This window comes from Dellaglioa sp. CoH-55-MRSF-8 (assembly GCF_056782195.1).
The window spans coordinates 76,685-97,897 of the sequence record NZ_JBXAYH010000004.1; the positions used below are offsets into that span (position 1 = coordinate 76,685).

Here is a 21,213-nt window from a genome sequence, read left to right on the forward strand (position 1 = left end):
CATGGCACAAAATAGCACAGCACGACAAATGCCAAGAGAATATAAAGAAAATCCAAGACAACAACCTATACATAAAAAAACAGTGGGATCACAAAGTGTTGCATTTTCTAGAATTGAAAAATCATTATTTGGTTTAATTGGTGCAATTTCTTTGGTACTTATGCTTATGCTAGTTTCATCTCAGGTAGAGTTGTCTAATAGTAGTCAATTTTTACAAAATATTAACAGCGAAATAACAGCTATTCAAACTAAGAGTTCTGATTTGACACAAGAAGTGAACGAACTTGCCAGTAATGATCGATTAAATAGTATCGCTAATAAAAATGGTCTTAATTTAAGTGAGAGTAGAATAAGGAATGTAACGAAATGAATAATCAAAAGCAACGGATGATAAATGACATGAAAAAGAAACGTAGAAATAGGCAAAGGTTTGGTGTGCTACTAATCCTGGCCGTTTTAGCGATTCTTTTGATGTTTATCATTCGTTTTTCTTATATTGTAATAGGTGGAAAAGTTTCAGATGTTAATTTAAGTAGCCAAACACAGGCACTTTATGAAAATAGTCGAATTGATAAAGCAAATAGAGGAACCATTTATGATGATTCAAATCAACCGATTGCTGAAGATACAACAAACTACTCAATTTATGCAGTTCTATCAAAATCATATGTTGGTGCAAATAACAAAGCGTTATACGTTACTGATAAGAGTAAAGCTGCAAAAGTTATTAGTGATGCGATTGGAATGAAAGAATCTAAAGTTTACAATATTTTGAATGCAAAAAAAGGAACTTACCAAGTTGAATTTGGTAATTCTGGTAAAAACTTATCTTTGGAAACAAAAAACAAGATAGAATCAGCAGATTTAAAAGGTATTTATTTCACTGAAACACAAGCAAGATTATATCCAAATGGTGTTTTTGCATCACATTTAATTGGTGTGACAAAAAGCACTTCAAAAAAAGGTGATTCAACTTTATCTGGTGTAATGGGACTAGAATTAGCATTTAATAAACAATTAAGTGGAACAGACGGGTTAAAAAAGGTCCAAAAAGATAGTTATGGTTACCAACTACCAAACTCAAAGACAAAAACAAAAAAAGTTGAAAATGGAAATAATATTTATACAACCATTGATACAAAATTACAAACGTATCTTGAAACAACTCTAACTAACGTACAAAAAACATATAATCCTAAATCAATGAATGTTGTTATAATGAATGCTAAAAATGGAAAAATTTTGGCAGGAAGTCAACGGCCTACATTTAATGCAGATACCAAAAGTGGTATTTCAAAGATGTGGCGTAATACGCTAATTGAAGATAGTTATGAACCTGGCTCGACTATGAAAGTATTTACAATGGCAGCTGCTATTGAAAATAATGCCTACAATGAGAATGCCGTCTATAAATCAGGTGTTTTAAAAGTGGGAACTAAGATTGTTCCTGATTGGAATACATCTGGTTGGGGTTTAATCACTTATCGTGAAGGTTTCGCTCGTTCAAGTAATGTTGGTATGGCTAAGTTGGAACAAGCGATGGGGCATACTGCTTGGCTTAAATATATTAAAAAATTTGGTTTCCTGGAAAGTACAAATCTGGGATTAGCTAATGAAGCAAAAGGTAGTATTGAATTTCAATACCCAATTGAACAAGCAGATACAGCTTTTGGTCAAGGAATAAATGTGACAACTATGCAAATGATGCAAGGTTTTACGGCATTTGCAAACAACGGTAAGATGATCAAACCAACGCTTGTGGATAAAATTGTAGATCCTAATACTGGAAAAACAACGTATCAAGCTAAAACAACAAATTTAGGACAAGTTATTAAAAAATCAACGTCTAAAGAAGTATTAAGCATGATGCAAGATGTTATCTACAAAAATTATGGGACCGGTAATGCCTTTAAAATTGATGGTTACAAGATAGCTGCAAAAACAGGAACTGCCCAAATTTCGGATCCAAATGGAACTGGATATCTAACGGGTGATGCAAATTATGTCTTTTCAGTTGTAGGTATGGCGCCGGCCAAAGATCCAAAATATATTATGTATGTAACGATGAAACAACCACAAAATATGCAAGGTACCAGTGGTAATGCTATTTTGGCACAAATATTTAATCCATTGATGAAGAGGACTTTAGAAGAAGACAGTTCAACAGCGGTATCAACTGCAAAGACTAATGTAACAGTAGCAGACGTTACAAATAGTTCAACTTCATCAGCTAAAACAAAATTAAACGAACAAAATCTAGATATTGCAGTTATCGGACATGGCAGAACGGTAGCTAATCAGTATCCACCTGCTGGAACGACTGTATTATCCGGACGTAAAATATTGTTATTAACAAATGGTGAAATGATTATGCCTGATTTAACCGGTTGGTCAAAGAGTGATGCGGTGAATGCTGCAGAATTAATGAAACTAAACTTAACGACAACGGGTAGTGGTTATGTAGCAGCTCAAAGTATTAAGGCGAATACAGTTGTTAAAAAATCAACTATGGTGAAATTAACGTTAAAATAAAAAGGTGAATATAGATATGAGAGCAGATAAATTAATCCAAAGTTTAAAATTTAAACGAGTATCAACGGCGATTGATTCAGAGTTAGATATTAAGCTATTAACACAAGATACAAGAGAAGTTGTTGAAGATAGTCTATTTGTTGCTGTTGAAGGTTATACAGTTGATGGACATGATTTTGTGAATCAAGCGGTTGAAAAAGGTGCGAAGATTATTATTGCTCGTAAACCAGTTGATGTACCTGTTCCAGTCGTTTATGTCCAAGATACAAATCGTGCGATGGCAATTCTTGCCGATGCATTTTATGGCGTCCCAAGTCAGCAGATGAGAATGATTGGTGTTACTGGTACAAATGGTAAGACGACTGTTACACATTTGATTGAACAAATTTATCGTGACTTAAATCAAAAAACAGGTTTAATCGGTACAATGTATCGTAAAATAAATGATACACTGTATCCTTCGAATAATACAACTCCAGATGTTATTACATTGCAAAGAACTTTAGCACAAATGAAACAAGAAAAAGTTGAAACTGTTGCAATGGAAGTTTCTTCACATGCGTTAGTCTTAGGACGTGTATGGGGTATTGATTTTGATATCGCAGTTTTTACAAATTTGACACAAGATCATTTAGATTTTCATAAAACAATGGAAAATTATGCACATGCAAAAAGTATGTTATTTGCTCAGTTGGGTAATCATTATACTGAATCAGGCGACTCAAAAGTGGCTGTTTTAAATTTTGATGACCCAGTGGCTCGAACGTTTACTCAGTTTACTTCTGCTCAAATATTATCTTACGGTATCGAAAATGATGATGCCATGATTCAAGCTAAAAATATTGAAATTAAGAGTCATGGAACTGAGTTTGATTTAATTCTTTTTGGTGAAACAACTCATGTTACAATGCAATTAATCGGCTTGTTTAATGTTTATAATATGCTTGCTGCGTTTAGTGCCGCATATGCTGCTGGACTTGATGAAACACAAATTATTAAATCACTTGAAAAAGTGACTGGTGTTAAAGGTCGTTTTCAATTAGTGCCTTCTAAAACGGGTATCAGTGTAATTGTAGATTACGCGCACACACCAGATGGGTTATTAAATGTCTTAGAGACAATACAAGATTTTGCACAAAATAAAATTTATTGCATTGTTGGCTGCGGTGGTGATCGTGATAAAGGAAAACGTCCTAAAATGGCAAAAATTGCTGCTGACCATAGTGATTACCCAGTATTTACTATGGATAATCCTAGAACTGAAGATCCTAAGGAAATTATGGCAGACATGCTGACTGGAATTCCAGAAAATAGAGCAACTGTTATAATGGATCGACACGATGCAATTGCTCAAACAATAAAAAAGGCGCAACCAGGAGATGTTATTTTAATTGCTGGTAAAGGTCATGAAGATTATCAAATTCTTGGTCGAGAAAAAGTGCATTTTGACGATGTTGAAGAAGCATCGGGAGCATTAAATAAAAAATAAGAATTGAGTGAGGATAAGACAATGACTAAACCAGAAATGTTTATACCGTTGGTAAGTGGATTCGCATTAACGTTTATGTTTATGCCATTATTTATTGGCTATTTTAGAATACGTAAACAAGGGCAAATGATTAGAGAAGAAGGACCAAAATGGCATGAGAAAAAGTCTGGTACACCAACAATGGGTGGATTTGTCTTTAATATTGCTATTATTATTACTGCAATTTGGACAGGTATATGGGCTAATTCTATGACACCAGCGATGATGATTATGATTTTCATCTTATTTTTATATGCTATTTTAGGATTTTGGGATGACAGTATCAAATTATTCAAACGACAAAATGAAGGTTTAAAGCCTTGGCAAAAATTATTGGGTCAAATAGTTGGTGGATTAATCTTCACCGTCGTTTATGTCCATGAACATTTGCCACTTGCAATTAATGTCTTTGGTTTTGGTGAGGTCTCAATCGGTATTCTTTATGCTGTATTCATTATTATTTGGCTTGTTGGATTCTCTAATGCGGTTAATTTAACTGATGGAATTGACGGTCTTGTTTCAGGTCAATCAATTATTGCATTCGGTGCATATGCAGTTGTTGCGCAAGTACAACAACAAAAGGATGTACTTATTTTTTGTTTATCTGTCATTGGCGCATTAATTGCGTTCATTTGGTTTAATCATAAACCAGCTAAAGTTTTCATGGGAGATATGGGATCGTTAGCATTAGGTGGTGCATTAGCAACCGTTTCAATTTTATTACACCAAGAACTATCACTCATTTTTATTGGTATTATATTTGTTTGTGAGACGGCAAGTGTTATTTTACAAGTAGCTTCATTTAAATTAACAGGTAAACGCATATTCAAGATGAGCCCAATTCATCATCATTTTGAAATGAGTGGTTGGAATGAATGGAAAATTGATATTGTCTTTTGGACTATTGGGTTAATTGCTGCGATTTTAACGTTACTAGTCATTTTATAAAGGGAGATTTAATTGGAATGAAAAATATTACGAATTATCAAAATAAAAAGGTTCTAGTTGTAGGTTTAGCAAAGAGTGGCTTGAATGCAGCCAAACTTTTAAAAGATTTAGGCGCATTTGTGACTGTGAATGATCATAAAAATATTGATGATAACCCTGAAGCTAAAGAGCTTTTGGCTGAAGGAATCAAAGTGATTACGGGCGGACACCCACTCTCTTTACTAGATGAGGATTTTGAGTTAGTCGTAAAAAACCCTGGAATTCCATATACAAATTTACTTATTGAAAAGGCAATGGAAAAAGGTTTACCTATTATTACAGAACCAGAGCTTGCTTATGAAATTTCTGAAGCGCCAATGATCGGGGTTACAGGAACGAATGGTAAGACAACTACAACGACGCTGATTTCATTGATGTTAAATCAAGAAAGAAAGCAAGGACGTGCATTTGTCGCTGGAAATATTGGTGTTCCATCTGTTGCCGTAGCAAAAAAGGTAACCAAAAATGATATTATTGTAGCTGAATTATCAAGTTTTCAATTATGTGGCATTGATAAATTGAAACCAGAAATAGCCGTTATTACTAATATTTATGAGGCACATACGGATTACCATAAAACTCGAGAAAATTATGTGAAAGCAAAAATGAGAATAACTGAAAATCAAGATTCTAGTGATTTTCTTGTTGTCAATTGGGATTTAAAAGAACTTCGTGAACTAGCTAAAACAAGTTCTGCTAACATTGTGCCATTTTCTAGATTAGATGAAATTGAAACAGGGGCTTATGTAAAAGACGGAAATATTTACTATCAGAATGAATTCATTATGAAATCGGATGAAGTTAATATTCCTGGTGAACATAATATTGAAAATGCGCTTGCAGCTATCGTAACTGCTAAAATTAAAGGTGTAACAAATACTGCTATTCAAGAAGTATTATCGACATTTACAGGAGTACGCCACCGTACACAGTTTGTTAGCGCATGGCATAATCGCAAATTCTATAATGATTCAAAGGCAACTAATATTGAAGCAACTGAGATGGCTGTAAAAGGATTTTCGAATCCAATTATACTATTAGCTGGTGGATTAGATAGAGGATTTACGTTTGAAAAATTGGTGCCTGTACTTAAAGCACATGTAAAAGCAATGATTGTTTTCGGTGAAACAGCTGATTTAATGCGAAATGCTGGAGAAGCGGCAGGTATTACTCAAATTAAGCAAGTCACTGATGTTGTTGCAGCTGTTCCCGAAGCATATAAATTAAGTGATAACAATGATATTATATTGTTATCCCCAGCAGCAGCTAGTTGGGATCAATATCCTTCATTTGAAGTACGTGGTGACAAATATATTGAAGCGGTTGAAAAATTAATGCAAGTAGAGGATAAATAAAATGAAAATTATTGTTTCTGGTGGTGGCACTGGCGGGCATATTTACCCTGCGTTGGCCCTTATTGAAGCGCTAAAAGTAAAAGATCCAACGGCTGAATTTTTATATGTTGGGACTGAAAAAGGACTTGAGAGCCGAATCGTTCCAGATAATGGAATTCCATTTAAAACAATTAAAATTCAAGGATTTAAAAGATCGTTATCAGTAGAAAATATTAAGACAGTCCAACTATTTTTAAAAAGTGTGAAAGACGCAAAGAAAATGATTAAAGAATTTAAACCAGACATTGTTATTGGAACAGGCGGTTACGTATGTGGTGCAGTGGTTTATGCTGCTGCTCGATTACATATTCCAACTATTGTTCATGAACAAAATAGTGTTGCAGGTGTAACAAATAAATTTTTGAGCCACTTTGTTGATAAAGTAGCTATTTCTTTTGAATCAGTTGCAGATCAATTTCCTAAGAAAAAAGTTGTTTTCACAGGGAATCCCCGCGCACAACAGGTTGTAAATGAAACAGAAATTGAAGCATTATCGCAATATGGATTATTAGATGATGTACCAACGATGTTAGTTTTTGGTGGTTCAAGAGGAGCTGCGAAAATTAATCAAGCAATGGTTGAAGCAATTCCTGAATTAAATAAAAAACCATATCAAATTTTATTTGTTACAGGTAACGTTCACTACGATAAAATTATGAATGATTTAAACGGGATAGAATTAAATAAAAATATTGTGATAAAACCATATTTAAATAATATGCCTAATTTATTAAGCCATATTTCTGTCATTTTAGGACGTGCTGGTGCAACAAGTATAGCAGAAATAACTGCACTTGGATTACCATCTATTTTGGTGCCTAGCCCTTATGTTACAAATAATCATCAAGTAAAAAATGCAATGAGTCTAGTTGATAATAATGCAGCTAAGCTTATTACTGAGGATAAGTTAACGGGATCAAAATTGGTCATGGTTTCAGATGAAATGATGCTCAATACTGATGTGAGAAGACAGATGGCTAATAATTCACGTAAAATGGGTGTGCCCAATGCTGCAGATAATCTAATTAAGGTTATGGAAGATTTAATCAAAATTAAAGAATAAGTTAGGAGGCCAAATAAGATGTCAAAAAATAAATTCTTAAAAAGAAAAAAAGCTGAATTGACACCTTGGGAGGCCTTACAAGAGAAAAAAAAGAAGAAAAATAAACGATTCGATTTTTTTGGAAACCCCAAAACAATTAGTGACCGATTACCAAAATTAAAAAAATATCAACATCATGCCCTAAAACAAAAATTAATTATTATAATTGGTTCGTTTCTGATTATTGGTTTAATTGCACTATATTTTATTTCACCATTAAGTAAAATACAAAATATTAGTATTTCAGGTGAAAAAACAGTTTCAAAAGTACAAGTAGAAAATGCTAGTAATTTACACATTAATGATCCATTATCCCACGCGTTTTTTAGAAAAAAAGCTATTTTAAAGGATATAAAAAAAGAATTGCCACAGGTGAAGTCACTAACTGTTAGCCATAATAAATGGAATGGTGTTAAACTTTCTATTAATGAATATGATCTTGCAGGATATATTTATAAAAATAAAACATACTATCAATTATTTTTGAATGGGACAATTGGAAGTAAGAAATTTGACCAACCAGTGGGGAATTATCCTACGTATTCTAAGTTTAATCAAACAAATATATTGCAAAAAATGGTTAAACAATATAAAAAAATTCCGATGAAAATCAGAAATGGAATATCAGAAATCGATTATCAACCATCCAAAGTGAATAATCAGCGAATATATATATACATGAATGACAGAAATAAAATTATTGCTAATATTGATAATTTTGCCGATAAAATGGCTTTCTATCCAAGTATCTCATCTAAAATGAAGAAAAAAGGTGTCGTTGATTTAGAAGTGGGTGCATATTCTTATCCATATAATAAGAAAAGTTAACAAAGTTGGTATGGCCTATGGGATATCCTTTCTAAATCAGGTCTTAATGTGGTAAAATATGAGTACTATATCTTATAAAAAATAATATTAAAAGCAAGCTGTAAGGAGGTTCTTTTTCAGATGGGTAACGCAGGTATATATGTGGGGTTAGATATCGGTACGACATCAATTAAAGTTATCGTTTCTGAATACGTTAATGGTCAATTGAACGTAATTGGTATTGGTAATGAACGCTCACAAGGTTTGAATAGGGGAATTGTAGTCGATATTGATAAGGCTGTAATTTCAGTACAAAAAGCTATTAAACAAGCTGAAGAAAAAGCAAATATTCAGATTCACGAAGTACATGTTGGTATTCCTGCTAATTTATTACAAATTATTCCTTGTAACGGCATGATTGCCGTTTCAGATGAATCAAAAGAAATTACAAATGAAGATGTTGTGAATGTTGCGAGTGCAGCATTAGTTCAAAATTTACCACCAGAAAGAGATATCATTGATATTATTGCTGATGAATTTGTAGTTGATGGATTTGATGGCATTAAGGATCCTCGTGGTATGATTGGTGTGAGATTAGAAATGCATGGATCAGTTTATACTGGCCCAAAAACAATTATTCATAATTTAAAAAAATGTGTTGAAAATGCTGGGCTAACTATCAGAGAAACAATCGTGAACCCATTAGCACTTGCATCAGTTGCGATGTCAGATGGCGAAAGAGACTTTGGTACTGTACTTATTGATCTCGGTGGTGGTCAAACGACTGCTTCAGTGATTCATGATCATAAGTTGAAATTTACATACGTGGACCAAGAGGGTGGCGATTTTGTCACGAAAGATATCTCAGTGGTTCTTAATACATCTGTTGAAAATGCTGAAAAATTGAAACGCAATTATGGATTTGCTAATTCTGAGTTAGCATCAGAAGATGATGTTTTCCCAGTTGATGTTGTTGGACAAAGTGAGCCAATCAATATCTCTGAAAAATATTTAGCAGAGATTATTGAAGCAAGAATCTCTCAAATCTTAGATAAAATAAAAAGTTCATTAGATGCTATCAAGGCGTTAGAATTACCAGGTGGCGTTATCTTAACTGGTGGTCTTGCAGCTTTACCAGGAATTACAGAATTAGCATCAGAAATTTTGCAAGTTCAAGTTAAAACCTACGTCCCTGATCAAATGGGATTACGCTATCCTTCATTTGCACAAGCCTTAGGATTGATTAATTATGCAGTCGAGCAAGATGAAGTCACATTATTAGTGAAAAGTGCAATGGGACTTGATATTGATCAATTAAGTTATAGTATTGTTGAACCAGACAACGAAAAACCTAAGAAGCAAGAAGTAAAAAACAAAGTTAAAAAAACTAGAAAACCAAAAACATCAGGGGATCCATTAAAATCAGTTAAAAACTTTTTTAATGAATTTTTCGATTAAATAGGAGGAAGTAAGTAATGGAATTTTCTTTGGACTCAAGTGAAGATAAAGGCGCAGTAATAAAAGTAATTGGTGTCGGTGGCGCTGGTGGTAATGCTGTTAATCGTATGATTGATGAAAATGTTTCAGGTGTTGAGTTTATTGCATTAAATACTGATGTTCAGGCATTGGAAAGCTCAAAGGCAGAAATTAAAATTCAATTGGGTCCTAAATTGACTCGTGGATTAGGTGCTGGTGCAACTCCAGATATTGGTAGTAAAGCTGCACAAGAAAGTGAAGAAGCAATTATCGAAGCTATTGATGGCGCTGATATGATTTTCGTTACTGCTGGAATGGGTGGTGGAACAGGAACAGGAGCTGCTCCTGTTGTAGCTAAAATCGCTAAAGATCAAGGCATTTTAACAGTCGGAATTGTAACACGTCCATTTACATTTGAAGGACCTAAACGTAGCCGTTTTGCTGCTGAAGGAATAGCTAATCTGAGAGATCAAGTTGATACGTTAGTTGTTATTGCTAATAACCGTTTACTTGAAATCATTGACAAGAAGACACCGATGCTTGAAGCATTCCAAGAAACAGATAATGTTTTACGTCAAGGTGTTCAAGGTATTTCTGAATTAATTACATCACCCGGTTTAATTAATTTAGATTTTGCTGATGTTAAAACAGTGATGGCTGATCAAGGAACTGCATTAATGGGAATTGGATCTGCTACTGGTGAAAATAGAACTGCTGAAGCAACAAAAAAAGCAATTTCTTCGCCATTACTCGAAGTTTCAATTGATGGTGCAAAACAAGTTCTACTTAATATCACCGGTGGTGCTGATATGAGTCTTTTCGAAGCGCAAGAAGCTTCTGAAATTATTTCACAAGCTGCAACTGATGAAATTAATATTATTTTTGGAACGTCAATTAATGAAGACCTAGGTGATGAAATCGTCGTAACAGTTATTGCAACTGGTATTGATGATGTTAAAGAAGAAAAAAAAGCCACAGTTCGTACACGAACATTACCAAGAACTGATGCACCTAAAGCAACATTAGCTGAAAAGCAAGAAGATCGTTTTGACGATTGGGATATTATGCACCCATCAAGTCAACCTGAAGAAAAAAAATCAACAGAATTTGAAAATGTTGAAAAACCAAATTTTGATGTCTTTAAGAATGATATCAAAACTGATGATTTAGCAACAAATAATGATGATAGTTTAAGTACACCACCGTTTTTCAGAAAACGACGTAAAGATTAATTAAATGAATCAATGGGGAGGTTACGGATATTATGGCTTTTGAAAAAATTGGTCGTTTTTTTGGGTTAGCTGAAGAAGATGATTTTGAAAATGATGATTACCAAACCGAAGAGTCTATGCGGACTTCGTCATTGAATCAAAGTAATAAAGTCGTTTCGATAAATGGTAAATATAGTCAACCACAAAAAATTAATTTATTTGAACCTAGAATTTATTCTGATGTTAAGGATATTGCAACGCATTTAATGCAAAATCAAGCAATCGTCGTAAATTTTCAAAAAATGGATGAAGTTCAATCTAAACGGATTGTTGATTTCTTGTCCGGAACAATTTTTGCTATTAACGGAACAATTCAAAGAATTGGCGATAATATTTTTCTTTGTACACCAAACTCATTTACTGTTGAAGGAAATATGGCAGATAATATTTTTGAAAAATTCGAATAAAAGAAAAATCGAGGTATACAAATGATTGAGTTTATTACATTTCTAGCTAAAGTGATTACGTGGGCTTTTGATGCTTATGAGCTAGCAATTATCATTTACGTTTTAATGTCATGGTTTCCAGGCGCTTATAATACGCCGGTTGGCCATTTCTTAAGTAAAATTTGTCAACCATACCTTGCATTTTTTGACCGTTTTATCCCGGCAATTGGGGGTATTAGTTTTTCACCAATTATTGCGATAATCGCGCTAAGCTTCATCCAAAATGGGGTTATGGGACTTCTGACTACTTTGATTCGTCTTTATGTTGGAGGCTAATGATATATGAATGATACAATTTACCAACATTTCAGGTCCGACGAAAAAGAAATTATTGATACATTGTCAGATTATATCGAGCAAGCTAAATCAGAGTACAGGGCAGTTCTAACTCATTTTTTAAATCCTAGAGAGGCACATATTGCGACCTATCTATTAGGCCAAAATGACGAAATTAGTTTAAAATTATTTGGTGGCACGAAAGAAGCTGAACGAAAAAGATTACTTTTTTATCCAGCGTATTTCGATGTTCAAGATAGTGATTTTGATTTACAACTTATTGAAATTAAGTATCCAATAAAATTTGCTACCTTAAAACATGGACAAATTTTGGGAACTTTGGCTAATGCGGGATTAGATAGAGAAGTACTTGGTGATATTTTAACAGATGGTCAGCAATGGCAGGTTGTTGTTGAAAAAAAGATGGCTAATTATTTGATTAGTCAAGTTGATCGTATTGGTAAAATTAAGGTATCACTTGAAGAGATTCCTTTTTCACAAACGGTGAGTGTCACAGATGAGTGGCAATCGCAAAATGAATTAGTTTCATCGTTACGAATCGATTCAGTCATATCAGCTGTTTATAATATGTCTCGACAAAACGCCAAAAATTTAGTTAATTCTGAAAAAGTTAGTTTAAATTGGCAAGTTATTAATAAGCCTGATTATGAATTAGCAGAGTTTGATGTTTTGTCAATTCGTGGTTTTGGACGAATCAAGTTAGATTTTATTGCAGGTATGACTAGAAAAGATAAATATAAATTAGAGTTATCAATATTAAAAAAATAAATTTTGAAGGACGTGCAAAATGACTTTAAGTCCATTAGATATTCATAATAAAGAATTTAACGTAAAATTACGAGGCTATGATCAAGACCAGGTTAATGATTTTCTAGATAAAATTATTAAAGATTATGAAATAACGTTAAAAGAAAATGAAAATTTAACTGAAGAAGTTAAAACTAGTAATGAAAAGTTAGAATACTTTAATGATTTAAAAGATTCTTTAAATCAATCAATTATTGTTGCTCAAGAAGCTGCTGATCGCGTTAAGGTTAATGCTAAGCGTGAATCTGAAATTATTAATAAAGAATCACAAAAGCAAGGTCATGATATTATTGATGAAGCGAATGAAAAAGCTAAACATATTATTGATATGGCTTCAGAAAAAGCTAAAAAATTAGCTGTTGAGACTGATGACTTGAAGAAACAAGCACGTATTTTCCGTCAACGTTTAAAAGTTATGATGGAATCACAATTAGAAGTTGTTAAAAGTTCTGATTGGGACGAAATTTTAAAACAAGGCGAGACAAGCACATATTCTGAAATTCAAGACGTTTTAAAACGTGAAGAAGACAAAGAAAAACGTGAAGCCAAAGAAATAAAAGAATCAGTTAATAATAATGACGATATTGTTGTTACAGAAATTATTGCTGAATCAGATGCAAATGAAGATTCTGAGCAAAATGATCAAGATACAATGGTCATTTTCCCAGATAATAAATAAATTTGAGAATAACAATTATATGATACATTTTTAGCGAGTCGATGATAGTGGAAGGTCGATAATAAGTATTATATAATTTATCATCTCAACGATTTCATTAAACTGAAATGATCAAGTAAGTTTAATCGGCTTCATCTCCGTTATCACGATGATTGAGTGAAATTTAACGTTATATAATGTTAAGTTTCTAAATTTGGGTGGTAACACGAAGACTTCGTCCCTTGTAACGGAGTCTTTTTGTGTATAATGAAATAAAATAACTTTTAAAAGGAGTTTATAATATGAAAATGAAAGAAACCTTAAACTTAGGTAAGACAGAATTTCCAATGCGTGGAAATTTACCAGTTAAAGAAGCAGAGCGTGAAGATGCATGGAGACAAAACGGTGTTTATGAACTAAGACAAAAGTTAAATGAAAAGAAACCAAGTTTCATTTTACATGATGGACCTCCATACGCTAATGGTAATATCCATATGGGACATGCTTTAAATAAGATTACGAAGGATATTATCGTTCGTTCAAAATCAATGATGGGCTTCAGATCACCTTTTGTTCCTGGCTGGGATACTCATGGCCTTCCTATTGAACAACAATTGGTTAAACAAGGTGTTGATCGTAAAACCATGTCAAAAGCTGATTTTCGTGAATTATGTGAAAAATATGCTTTGGAGCAAGTTAATTTGCAACGCGAAGATTTTAAACGTTTAGGCGTTGCAGCTGAATGGGATAGCCCATACATGACTTTACAACCTGAATTTGAAGCTGAAGAAATCAGAATGTTTGGTGAAATGGCTGAAAAAGGTTACATCTATAAAGGTAAAAAACCAATTTATTGGTCACCATCGTCTGAATCAGCATTAGCTGAAGCAGAGATTGAATACCACGATATTAAATCACCATCAATGTATATTACATTTGATGTAGTTGATGGGAAAGATATTTTAGATACAGATACAAAAATGATTATCTGGACAACAACACCATGGACAATTCCAGCTAATTATGGTGTCGCTGTACATCCTGATTATAAATATATCCAAATTAATGCTGATGGGAAAAAATATGTTGTCGCTGAAGAACGTTTAAATATTTTAAAAGAAGAATTTGATTGGGAAAATGTTGAAGTATTAAAAGAATTTTCTGGTCGCGATATGGAATATATGACAGTGCAACATCCATTATATGATCGTACATCATTAGTTATTCTAGGTTACCATGTTACTTTAGATTCTGGTACAGGACTTGTTCATACTGCTCCAGGACATGGTGAAGATGATTTTATTGCTGGACAAAAGTATAAATTACCCGTTGTATCTGTTTTAGATGAAAAAGGTGTCATGAATGAAGATGCGCCTGGATTTGAAGGGATATTTTATGATAAAGCTAATCCATTAGTAACTGATGAATTGAAAGAGAATGGTCATTTACTTAAACTTTCATTCTTTACGCATAGTTATCCACATGATTGGCGTACAAAAAAACCTGTTGTTTTCCGTGCAACGGCACAATGGTTTGCATCAGTAGAGATGTTCCGCGATGATATATTAAAAGAAATTGAAAAAGTTGATTTTAAAAACGAATGGGGTAAGGTTCGTCTTTACAATATGATTAGAGATCGTGGCGATTGGGTGATTTCACGTCAACGTGCTTGGGGCGTTCCATTACCTATCTTCTATGCAGAAGATGGGACACCTATCATTACACCAGAAACAATTGAACATGTTGCTCAATTGTTTGAAAAAAATGGATCAAATATTTGGTTCAAAAATGATGCTAAAGCACTACTTCCTGAAGGATTTACAAGTGAACATAGTCCTAATGGTGAATTTACAAAAGAAGAAGATATCATGGATGTTTGGTTTGATTCAGGTTCTTCACATCGTGGAGTGCTAGGTAAACGTGATAATTTAACGTATCCTGCAGATCTATATATGGAAGGTTCAGATCAATATCGTGGATGGTTTAATTCAAGTGTTATTACATCCGTTGCAACTAATGGAATTGCACCATACAAACAGTTGATGTCACAAGGATTTGTACTTGATGATAAAGGACATAAGATGAGTAAATCGCTTGGGAATATCATTTTACCAAGTAAAGTTATTAAACAATCAGGAGCTGAGATTATCCGATTATGGACAGCATCAGCAGATACATCTTCTGATATCGCTGTTTCAATGGATATTTTAAAACAAGTCTCTGAAACATATCGTAAGATTAGAAATACATTTAAATTTATTTTGGCTAATACAACTGACTTTGATCCAAATGAAAATGCAATTGCATTTGATGAATTGGCATCAGCAGATAAGTATATGTTAATTAAATTAAATACATTTTCAAAAGAGGTTTTGGATGATTATGCTGAATATGATTTCTTAGCAATTTACAAAAAAGTGATTACATTTATTTCAAATGACTTATCAGCATTCTATTTAGATATTGCAAAAGATATCGTTTATATTGAAGCTGAAGATAGTTTTGAAAGACGCTCAATGCAAACTGTTCTATACCAGATTGTAACAACAATGGCTAAGTTATTAACACCTATCTTGCCACATACAACTGAAGAAGTTTGGGACTATTTGAAAGAACCAGAAGAATATGTTCAATTAAGTGAAATGCCAGAAGTTGCCCATTTTGATGGTGAAATTAAAATTGTTGAAAATTGGCAAGCATTCATGAAAATTCGTTCATATGTCTTAAAGGCTTTGGAAGATGCGCGTGATGCAAAATTAATTGGGAAATCATTTGAAGCAAAAGTTATTTTATATGTGAATGATTCTGATAAAGAATTACTTAACGTACTTGATACGGATATCCGTCAACAATTGATTGTTTCTGATTTAGAAATTTTATCTATTGATGATGTTCCAGAAGATGCAACTAATTTTGATAACTTAGCTGTTAAAGTTGAAGTAGCTAACGGTGAAGTTTGTCAAAGATGTCGTATGGTTAAGACTGATGTTGGGGAGGATACTGCGTTACCAACGCTCTGTCATCGTTGTGCAACGATTGTTGAACAAGGTTATCCAGAGGCAGTTACAGAAGGTTTTGAAAATTAAATATTTCAAAAAAGGAATAACGTAGAGTTATTCCTTTTTTTGAGTCAAATTGATTACAATCCTAAAAATATAGCGTAATATGTAAGGTATACAATTATAGTGAGAGCAGGTGTTCAATGTGGAATTAGTAAAAGTACATGGATCAGAAAACGATTTTTTTCTTTTAGATCAAACTAAATTAGAGACAGCATTATCAGATGAAAAATTAAAGAATTTAGCAATTCAAATGTGTGATCGAGAATCTGGATTACACGGTGGCTCAGATGGCATTTTAGTCGTTGATAAATCAAGTCATAATGGTGTTCTAGGTCAAATGAGAGTCATCAATGCTGATGGTACAGAGGCTAGTATGTGTGGAAACGGTTTAAGAACTGTTGGGCGCTATTTAGAAACTAAATTTGGACAAACAGAATTTAAAGTTGAGACAATGCATGCTGATTTAGATGTTAAGAAAGCACCAAATCTTCAGGCAGGCGTTGCAGCTTACAATGTCGAAATTTCACCTGTTAGTTTTGAGTCACAAACGTTACCAATGTTTTTACAAAGACAAACATTGGTAGATGAAATTATTCCTGAATTTTCACAAACGTTAAAGTTTTCAGCTGTCTCGGTACCAAATCCGCATTTAATTACTTTTGTTGATCATACAACGTTACAAGGACCGGAACTTGAAAGAATTGCAACTTATTTAAACGGTGAAAATCCGTATTTTCCAGATGGTGTTAACGTTAGTTTTGTTGAAAAATTAGATAATAAATCAATTTTTGTTAGAACTTATGAACGCGGAGTTGGGTTTACTAATGCGTGTGGAACAGCAATGTCTGCTTCAAGTTTAATGTTTGTTCTGTTAAGTGAAGGTAAAGTGCCATTTGGAACTGAAATTAATGTAAAAAATCCTGGTGGTATGGTTAAAACTGTTGTGCATCAAGATGAGAGTGGCAATTACTGGATGTCTCTAATTGGTAATGCAACTAATGTTGCGAATATAACAATTGAGTTAGCTGATGCTCTGAATGGTGATTTTTCTAAGGCCAAATGGATATCAACTAATGAACAGGATGCTTATTTAAAGTTTATATTAAGTATTATGTAATTTTATGGGGGTAAAAGACATAAATGACTGTCTTTTATCCTTTTTTTAATTTAAAATAAAGGGAAACGCTTGAGGAAATTTAATGAAAAAATGGATCATTGGAATTTGTTTAATGCTGATAATAATTGGCTTTGTTATTTTTGGCATTAGTTATTATTTATTTGAATATGCGGAGACACCAACCAATAAGGAATTTATTAATTCAGAACCTAAAAGTGCTGAGTTAAAGAAAGAATACACTTGGTTAAAACAAGTTAAAAAATTAAATTGGCAGATCAAATCTGAAGATAATTTAAAGCTTAAAGCAATTTATGTTCCTGCAGAAAGTAAAACTAATAAAACAATATTTGTTGCTCATGGATTTATGGGAAAGAAAGAAGAAATGGTCCGCTTTATTCATTTTTATCATGACAAAGGCTATAATGTTCTTGCACCAGATGCAAGAGCACATGGCCAAAGTCAAGGTGATTATATTGGTTATGGTTGGTTAGAGAGAAAAGATAATTTACAGTGGCTTGATAAAGTAATTAAATATAAAGGTACAGATTCAAAAATTACTCTATTCGGTGTTAGTATGGGTGGCGCAACGGTTATGATGTTGAGTGGAGAGAAAAAATTGCCTTCACAAGTTAAGGCAATTATTGAAGACTGTGGCTATACAAGTGTGGCTGATGAGTTAACTTATCAGTTGAAACAGATGTATAAGTTACCTAAAATCCCTATTATCCCTATTGCTAGTCTGATATCAAAAGTTAAAGCAGGTTACTCATTTTATGAAGCAAGTTCAATTAAGCAATTAAATCATAATAAGTTACCTGTGTTATTTATTCATGGTAGTGACGATAAATTTGTTCCGACTGAGATGATTTATCAAAATTATGCTGCGACAAGAGGACCTAAAGAAATTTTCATTGCACATGGTGCTAAACATGCTACGTCATTTACAAAAGATAAAGTTGAGTATGAAAAGAAAGTAACTCATTTTTTAAAACAATATTTTAACTAGGAAAAGTAAAATAACGAGGTTAATTAAATGAATTTAGAAGAAAAAGTTTTATCAGAAGAATTAATATTCAAAGGACATGTTATAGAAGTTGTTAATGAGACGGTTAAACTACCAAATGGTGAACAATCAAATAGAGAAATCGTACATCATCATGGTGCTGTAGGTATATTAGCAATAACGGATGAAGAAAAAATTGTTCTAGTTAACCAGTGGAGAGCACCTATTAGGAAGACATCATTAGAAATTCCGGCCGGTAAAATTGATGGCGATGATCATAATTTAATCGAGACTGCAACACGTGAACTGAATGAAGAAACACGCTATGAAGCTAAACATTTAGCTGAAATATATGGGTTTCATTCAGCATTAGGATTTGCGGACGAATATTTAACGCTATTCTATGCGACTGGATTAGAAAATGTAGATAACGAGTTACCTCAGGATATTGATGAATTTTTAAATGTAGTCGAATTGACGTTTAATGAGGTTCAAGCTAAAATTAAATCTGGTGAAATAACTGATGTTAAAACTATTTTAGCGGTTAATCATTGGGAAATTGAACGATTAAAAGGTGAATTACATGGATGATGAAAAAAAGTTATCGAGAAGTGAATATCAGAGATTACAAGAATTAAAGAATGATCCTGAATTTCGACAAAAAGAACGTCAACGAGTTGAAAAGGAATACCAAGATGAACATCCAACAAGAAGCTCATCTTCAGAACAACCAGAAAAAACAAATAAAAAAAGTAAATTAAACCAATTTTTGAATTGGACAATTGTATTTTTAGTTATTGCAATTGTAATTGTATTTTTAGCTTTATTCTTATTACCTTAGATATTAATAAAAAATGGAGGGTAACAACATGATTTACGGTATTTTATGTGCAATGGAGGAAGAAATTCTTTCGCTTAGAAGTCATCTAGAGAATAGAAAAGACAAAGAAATTGGCGGGATTTCATTTTATACAGGCCAAATTAATGGAAAAGAAGTTGTTTTGGTTAGATCTGGTATTGGTAAGGTACAAGCAGGGATGACAACAGCCCTTTTAATTGCAGAATTTGGAGTAACAGCCGTTATTAATTCTGGTTCAGCTGGTGGTATTGGTAATGGACTTAAAATTGGAGATGTGGTCTTAGCCACAGAAGTTGCCTATCATGATGTTGATGCAACAGCTTTTGGATATGAAATTGGTCAATTACCCCAACAACCAACTAAATACTTGGCAGATACAAATTTAAACGATGCAATTAAAAAAGCGGCTCAAGAAAATGATTTAAGTATAAAACCAGGACTAATTGTATCTGGTGATCAATTTATAGCAAGTCAAGCTCAGACAGATGTCATACTTAATCATTTTCCTGATGCTCTTTGTAGTGAAATGGAAAGTGCCGCAGTTGGTCAGGCAGCACACCAATTTGGTATTCCATTCACTATTGTTAGAGCGATGTCAGATGTTGGCGATGAAGAAGCTGGACAAACATTTGATGATTTTATTATTGAAGCTGGTCAAAAATCAGCACGAATGATTCTATCATTATTAAGCTAAATTAAAAGGAGATAAACTAAATTAATGTCAGGAATATACTTAGATAACGCAGCAACCACACCAATGGCAAATGAAGTCGTTGAAGTGATGACAGATATGATGAAGAGCACCTTCGGGAATGCCTCAAGTACACATCAATTTGGACGTTCAGCACGAATGGTGCTTGATGATAGTCGACAAATTATTGCAAATAGTATTCATGCAAAAGAATCAGAAATCATCTTTACAAGTGGTGGTACTGAGAGTGATAATATGGCTATTATGCAAACAGCTATTCAGAGAAAAACATTAGGTAAGCATTTAATCACAACAGCAGTAGAGCACCAGGCTATTTTAAAAACAATGAAATATTTAGAATCAATTGGATTTGAAGTTACTTATTTACCAGTTAATGAAGATGGTGTTATCAATATAGTCGATTTTAAAGAGGCTTTAAGAGATGATACAATTCTTGTTTCAATCATGATGGGTAACAATGAGACGGGAAGTCATATGCCAATTCATGAAGTTGGTGAGATTTTAAAGGATCATCAAGCTTGGTTCCATACGGATGCTGTTCAAGCTTATGGACTACTGGATATAGATGTTAATGAGGATCATATAGATATGTTATCAACATCAGCCCATAAATTGAATGGGCCTAAATTTTTAGGCTTTCTCTATAGAAGAGAATCTATATTTTTCCCTCCCTTTATTAAAGGTGGGGAGCAAGAAGACAAGAGACGAGCAGGGACAGAAAACATACCAGCAATTGCAGGTTTTGCTAAAGCTGTTTCTTTAATCTCAGATGATGAAAAACAAGTACGACAATTAAAGTATCAAGGCTTCAAAAAGCAAATTATAGCGGGATTAGATGATAACCATATTGATTTTGAAATTAATGGGACACTCTCAGATGATAACTTACAACATGTCTTTAATATTTGGATAAAAGGTATTCAAACTGAAGTATTACAGACCCGGTTAGATTTGGCAGGTATTGCTGTTTCTGGTGGCTCTGCATGTACTGCTGGTAATCTCGAACCTTCACATGTATTAATGGCTATGTACGGTGAAAAGAGTCCGAGAGTCACAGAATCTATTCGATTGAGTTTTGGAAAAGATAATACAGCTGAAGAGATAGATACTTTTATAGTACAATTAGTTAGAATAGTTGGTAGATTGAAAAAATAG

General features: G+C 33.2%; 20 protein-coding genes. All 20 read left to right on the forward strand.

The genetic code is table 11. The annotated features are described in order from the left end of the window. Position 1: 1 nt before the first annotated feature. The 20 genes from ftsL (at position 2) to AC1RPW_RS05655 (ending at position 21,213) form a co-directional block, all read left to right on the forward strand. Positions 2–370 carry a cell division protein FtsL gene (ftsL, locus tag AC1RPW_RS05560; RefSeq protein ID WP_481761678.1) on the forward strand — a complete coding sequence of 123 codons (369 nt, stop codon included), beginning with the start codon at positions 2–4 and terminating at the stop codon, positions 368–370. Next, positions 367–2,532, forward strand: a complete 2,166-nt coding sequence (locus AC1RPW_RS05565; RefSeq protein ID WP_409022366.1) for a penicillin-binding transpeptidase domain-containing protein — start codon at positions 367–369, stop codon at positions 2,530–2,532. The genes ftsL and AC1RPW_RS05565 overlap by 4 nt, the downstream gene beginning before the upstream one ends. Before the next feature lie 16 nt (positions 2,533–2,548). Beyond that, positions 2,549–4,021 (forward strand): UDP-N-acetylmuramoyl-L-alanyl-D-glutamate--2,6-diaminopimelate ligase, encoded by a 1,473-nt coding sequence (locus AC1RPW_RS05570; RefSeq protein WP_481761679.1) that lies wholly within the window; start codon positions 2,549–2,551, stop codon positions 4,019–4,021. A gap of 21 nt (positions 4,022–4,042) precedes the next feature. Then, on the forward strand, positions 4,043–5,008 hold the full coding sequence (gene mraY, locus AC1RPW_RS05575; protein WP_409022368.1) for a phospho-N-acetylmuramoyl-pentapeptide-transferase: 966 nt from the start codon (positions 4,043–4,045) through the stop codon (positions 5,006–5,008). 17 nt (positions 5,009–5,025) lie between these two features. Further along, positions 5,026–6,402 (forward strand): UDP-N-acetylmuramoyl-L-alanine--D-glutamate ligase, encoded by a 1,377-nt coding sequence (gene murD, locus AC1RPW_RS05580; RefSeq protein WP_481761680.1) that lies wholly within the window; start codon positions 5,026–5,028, stop codon positions 6,400–6,402. Between the two features lies 1 nt (position 6,403). Then, positions 6,404–7,504 (forward strand): undecaprenyldiphospho-muramoylpentapeptide beta-N-acetylglucosaminyltransferase, encoded by a 1,101-nt coding sequence (gene murG, locus AC1RPW_RS05585; protein WP_409022370.1) that lies wholly within the window; start codon positions 6,404–6,406, stop codon positions 7,502–7,504. Between the two features lie 18 nt (positions 7,505–7,522). After that, entirely contained in the window at positions 7,523–8,371 is an 849-nt protein-coding gene (locus AC1RPW_RS05590; protein ID WP_409022371.1) for a cell division protein FtsQ/DivIB, read from the forward strand. Positions 8,372–8,491: 120 nt separating this feature from the next. After that, on the forward strand, positions 8,492–9,808 hold the full coding sequence (gene ftsA / locus AC1RPW_RS05595; protein WP_481761681.1) for a cell division protein FtsA: 1,317 nt from the start codon (positions 8,492–8,494) through the stop codon (positions 9,806–9,808). 17 nt (positions 9,809–9,825) lie between these two features. After that, a complete protein-coding gene (gene ftsZ / locus AC1RPW_RS05600) occupies positions 9,826–11,058 on the forward strand; it encodes a cell division protein FtsZ (protein ID WP_481761682.1) in 1,233 nt (410 codons plus the stop codon). A gap of 32 nt (positions 11,059–11,090) precedes the next feature. Continuing rightward, a complete protein-coding gene (locus AC1RPW_RS05605) occupies positions 11,091–11,504 on the forward strand; it encodes a cell division protein SepF (protein WP_481761683.1) in 414 nt (137 codons plus the stop codon). Between the two features lie 21 nt (positions 11,505–11,525). Continuing rightward, positions 11,526–11,819, forward strand: coding sequence for a YggT family protein (locus AC1RPW_RS05610; RefSeq protein ID WP_409022375.1), 294 nt, complete (start codon positions 11,526–11,528; stop codon positions 11,817–11,819). A gap of 6 nt (positions 11,820–11,825) precedes the next feature. Next, positions 11,826–12,608, forward strand: coding sequence for a YlmH family RNA-binding protein (locus AC1RPW_RS05615; protein ID WP_481761684.1), 783 nt, complete (start codon positions 11,826–11,828; stop codon positions 12,606–12,608). 19 nt (positions 12,609–12,627) lie between these two features. After that, positions 12,628–13,326 (forward strand): DivIVA domain-containing protein, encoded by a 699-nt coding sequence (locus AC1RPW_RS05620; protein WP_409022377.1) that lies wholly within the window; start codon positions 12,628–12,630, stop codon positions 13,324–13,326. Between the two features lie 281 nt (positions 13,327–13,607). After that, positions 13,608–16,391 (forward strand): isoleucine--tRNA ligase, encoded by a 2,784-nt coding sequence (gene ileS / locus AC1RPW_RS05625; protein WP_481761685.1) that lies wholly within the window; start codon positions 13,608–13,610, stop codon positions 16,389–16,391. 118 nt (positions 16,392–16,509) lie between these two features. Next, complete coding sequence (dapF, locus tag AC1RPW_RS05630; RefSeq protein ID WP_481761686.1) at positions 16,510–17,484, forward strand: diaminopimelate epimerase; 975 nt, start codon at positions 16,510–16,512, stop codon at positions 17,482–17,484. 82 nt (positions 17,485–17,566) lie between these two features. Further along, entirely contained in the window at positions 17,567–18,490 is a 924-nt protein-coding gene (locus AC1RPW_RS05635) for an alpha/beta hydrolase (RefSeq protein ID WP_481761687.1), read from the forward strand. A gap of 27 nt (positions 18,491–18,517) precedes the next feature. Beyond that, positions 18,518–19,078 carry an NUDIX domain-containing protein gene (locus AC1RPW_RS05640; RefSeq protein WP_481761688.1) on the forward strand — a complete coding sequence of 187 codons (561 nt, stop codon included), beginning with the start codon at positions 18,518–18,520 and terminating at the stop codon, positions 19,076–19,078. After that, positions 19,071–19,328, forward strand: a complete 258-nt coding sequence (locus AC1RPW_RS05645; RefSeq protein WP_481761689.1) for a DUF1328 domain-containing protein — start codon at positions 19,071–19,073, stop codon at positions 19,326–19,328. The genes AC1RPW_RS05640 and AC1RPW_RS05645 overlap by 8 nt, the downstream gene beginning before the upstream one ends. 28 nt (positions 19,329–19,356) lie before the next feature. Continuing rightward, positions 19,357–20,040 (forward strand): 5'-methylthioadenosine/adenosylhomocysteine nucleosidase, encoded by a 684-nt coding sequence (locus AC1RPW_RS05650; protein WP_481761690.1) that lies wholly within the window; start codon positions 19,357–19,359, stop codon positions 20,038–20,040. A gap of 24 nt (positions 20,041–20,064) precedes the next feature. Next, positions 20,065–21,213 carry a cysteine desulfurase family protein gene (locus tag AC1RPW_RS05655; protein WP_481761691.1) on the forward strand — a complete coding sequence of 383 codons (1,149 nt, stop codon included), beginning with the start codon at positions 20,065–20,067 and terminating at the stop codon, positions 21,211–21,213.

Bases quoted from the DNA above. Each gene is read 5' to 3' on its own strand.
- ftsL (WP_481761678.1), top strand. From the start codon at position 2: ATGGCACAAAATAGCACAGCACGACAAATGCCAAGAGAATATAAAGAA.
- AC1RPW_RS05565 (WP_409022366.1), top strand. From the start codon at position 367: ATGAATAATCAAAAGCAACGGATGATAAATGACATGAAAAAGAAACGT.
- AC1RPW_RS05570 (WP_481761679.1), top strand. From the start codon at position 2,549: ATGAGAGCAGATAAATTAATCCAAAGTTTAAAATTTAAACGAGTATCA.
- mraY (WP_409022368.1), top strand. From the start codon at position 4,043: ATGACTAAACCAGAAATGTTTATACCGTTGGTAAGTGGATTCGCATTA.
- murD (WP_481761680.1), top strand. From the start codon at position 5,026: ATGAAAAATATTACGAATTATCAAAATAAAAAGGTTCTAGTTGTAGGT.
- murG (WP_409022370.1), top strand. From the start codon at position 6,404: ATGAAAATTATTGTTTCTGGTGGTGGCACTGGCGGGCATATTTACCCT.
- AC1RPW_RS05590 (WP_409022371.1), top strand. From the start codon at position 7,523: ATGTCAAAAAATAAATTCTTAAAAAGAAAAAAAGCTGAATTGACACCT.
- ftsA (WP_481761681.1), top strand. From the start codon at position 8,492: ATGGGTAACGCAGGTATATATGTGGGGTTAGATATCGGTACGACATCA.
- ftsZ (WP_481761682.1), top strand. From the start codon at position 9,826: ATGGAATTTTCTTTGGACTCAAGTGAAGATAAAGGCGCAGTAATAAAA.
- AC1RPW_RS05605 (WP_481761683.1), top strand. From the start codon at position 11,091: ATGGCTTTTGAAAAAATTGGTCGTTTTTTTGGGTTAGCTGAAGAAGAT.
- AC1RPW_RS05610 (WP_409022375.1), top strand. From the start codon at position 11,526: ATGATTGAGTTTATTACATTTCTAGCTAAAGTGATTACGTGGGCTTTT.
- AC1RPW_RS05615 (WP_481761684.1), top strand. From the start codon at position 11,826: ATGAATGATACAATTTACCAACATTTCAGGTCCGACGAAAAAGAAATT.
- AC1RPW_RS05620 (WP_409022377.1), top strand. From the start codon at position 12,628: ATGACTTTAAGTCCATTAGATATTCATAATAAAGAATTTAACGTAAAA.
- ileS (WP_481761685.1), top strand. From the start codon at position 13,608: ATGAAAATGAAAGAAACCTTAAACTTAGGTAAGACAGAATTTCCAATG.
- AC1RPW_RS05635 (WP_481761687.1), top strand. From the start codon at position 17,567: ATGAAAAAATGGATCATTGGAATTTGTTTAATGCTGATAATAATTGGC.
- AC1RPW_RS05640 (WP_481761688.1), top strand. From the start codon at position 18,518: ATGAATTTAGAAGAAAAAGTTTTATCAGAAGAATTAATATTCAAAGGA.
- AC1RPW_RS05645 (WP_481761689.1), top strand. From the start codon at position 19,071: ATGGATGATGAAAAAAAGTTATCGAGAAGTGAATATCAGAGATTACAA.
- AC1RPW_RS05650 (WP_481761690.1), top strand. From the start codon at position 19,357: ATGATTTACGGTATTTTATGTGCAATGGAGGAAGAAATTCTTTCGCTT.
- AC1RPW_RS05655 (WP_481761691.1), top strand. From the start codon at position 20,065: ATGTCAGGAATATACTTAGATAACGCAGCAACCACACCAATGGCAAAT.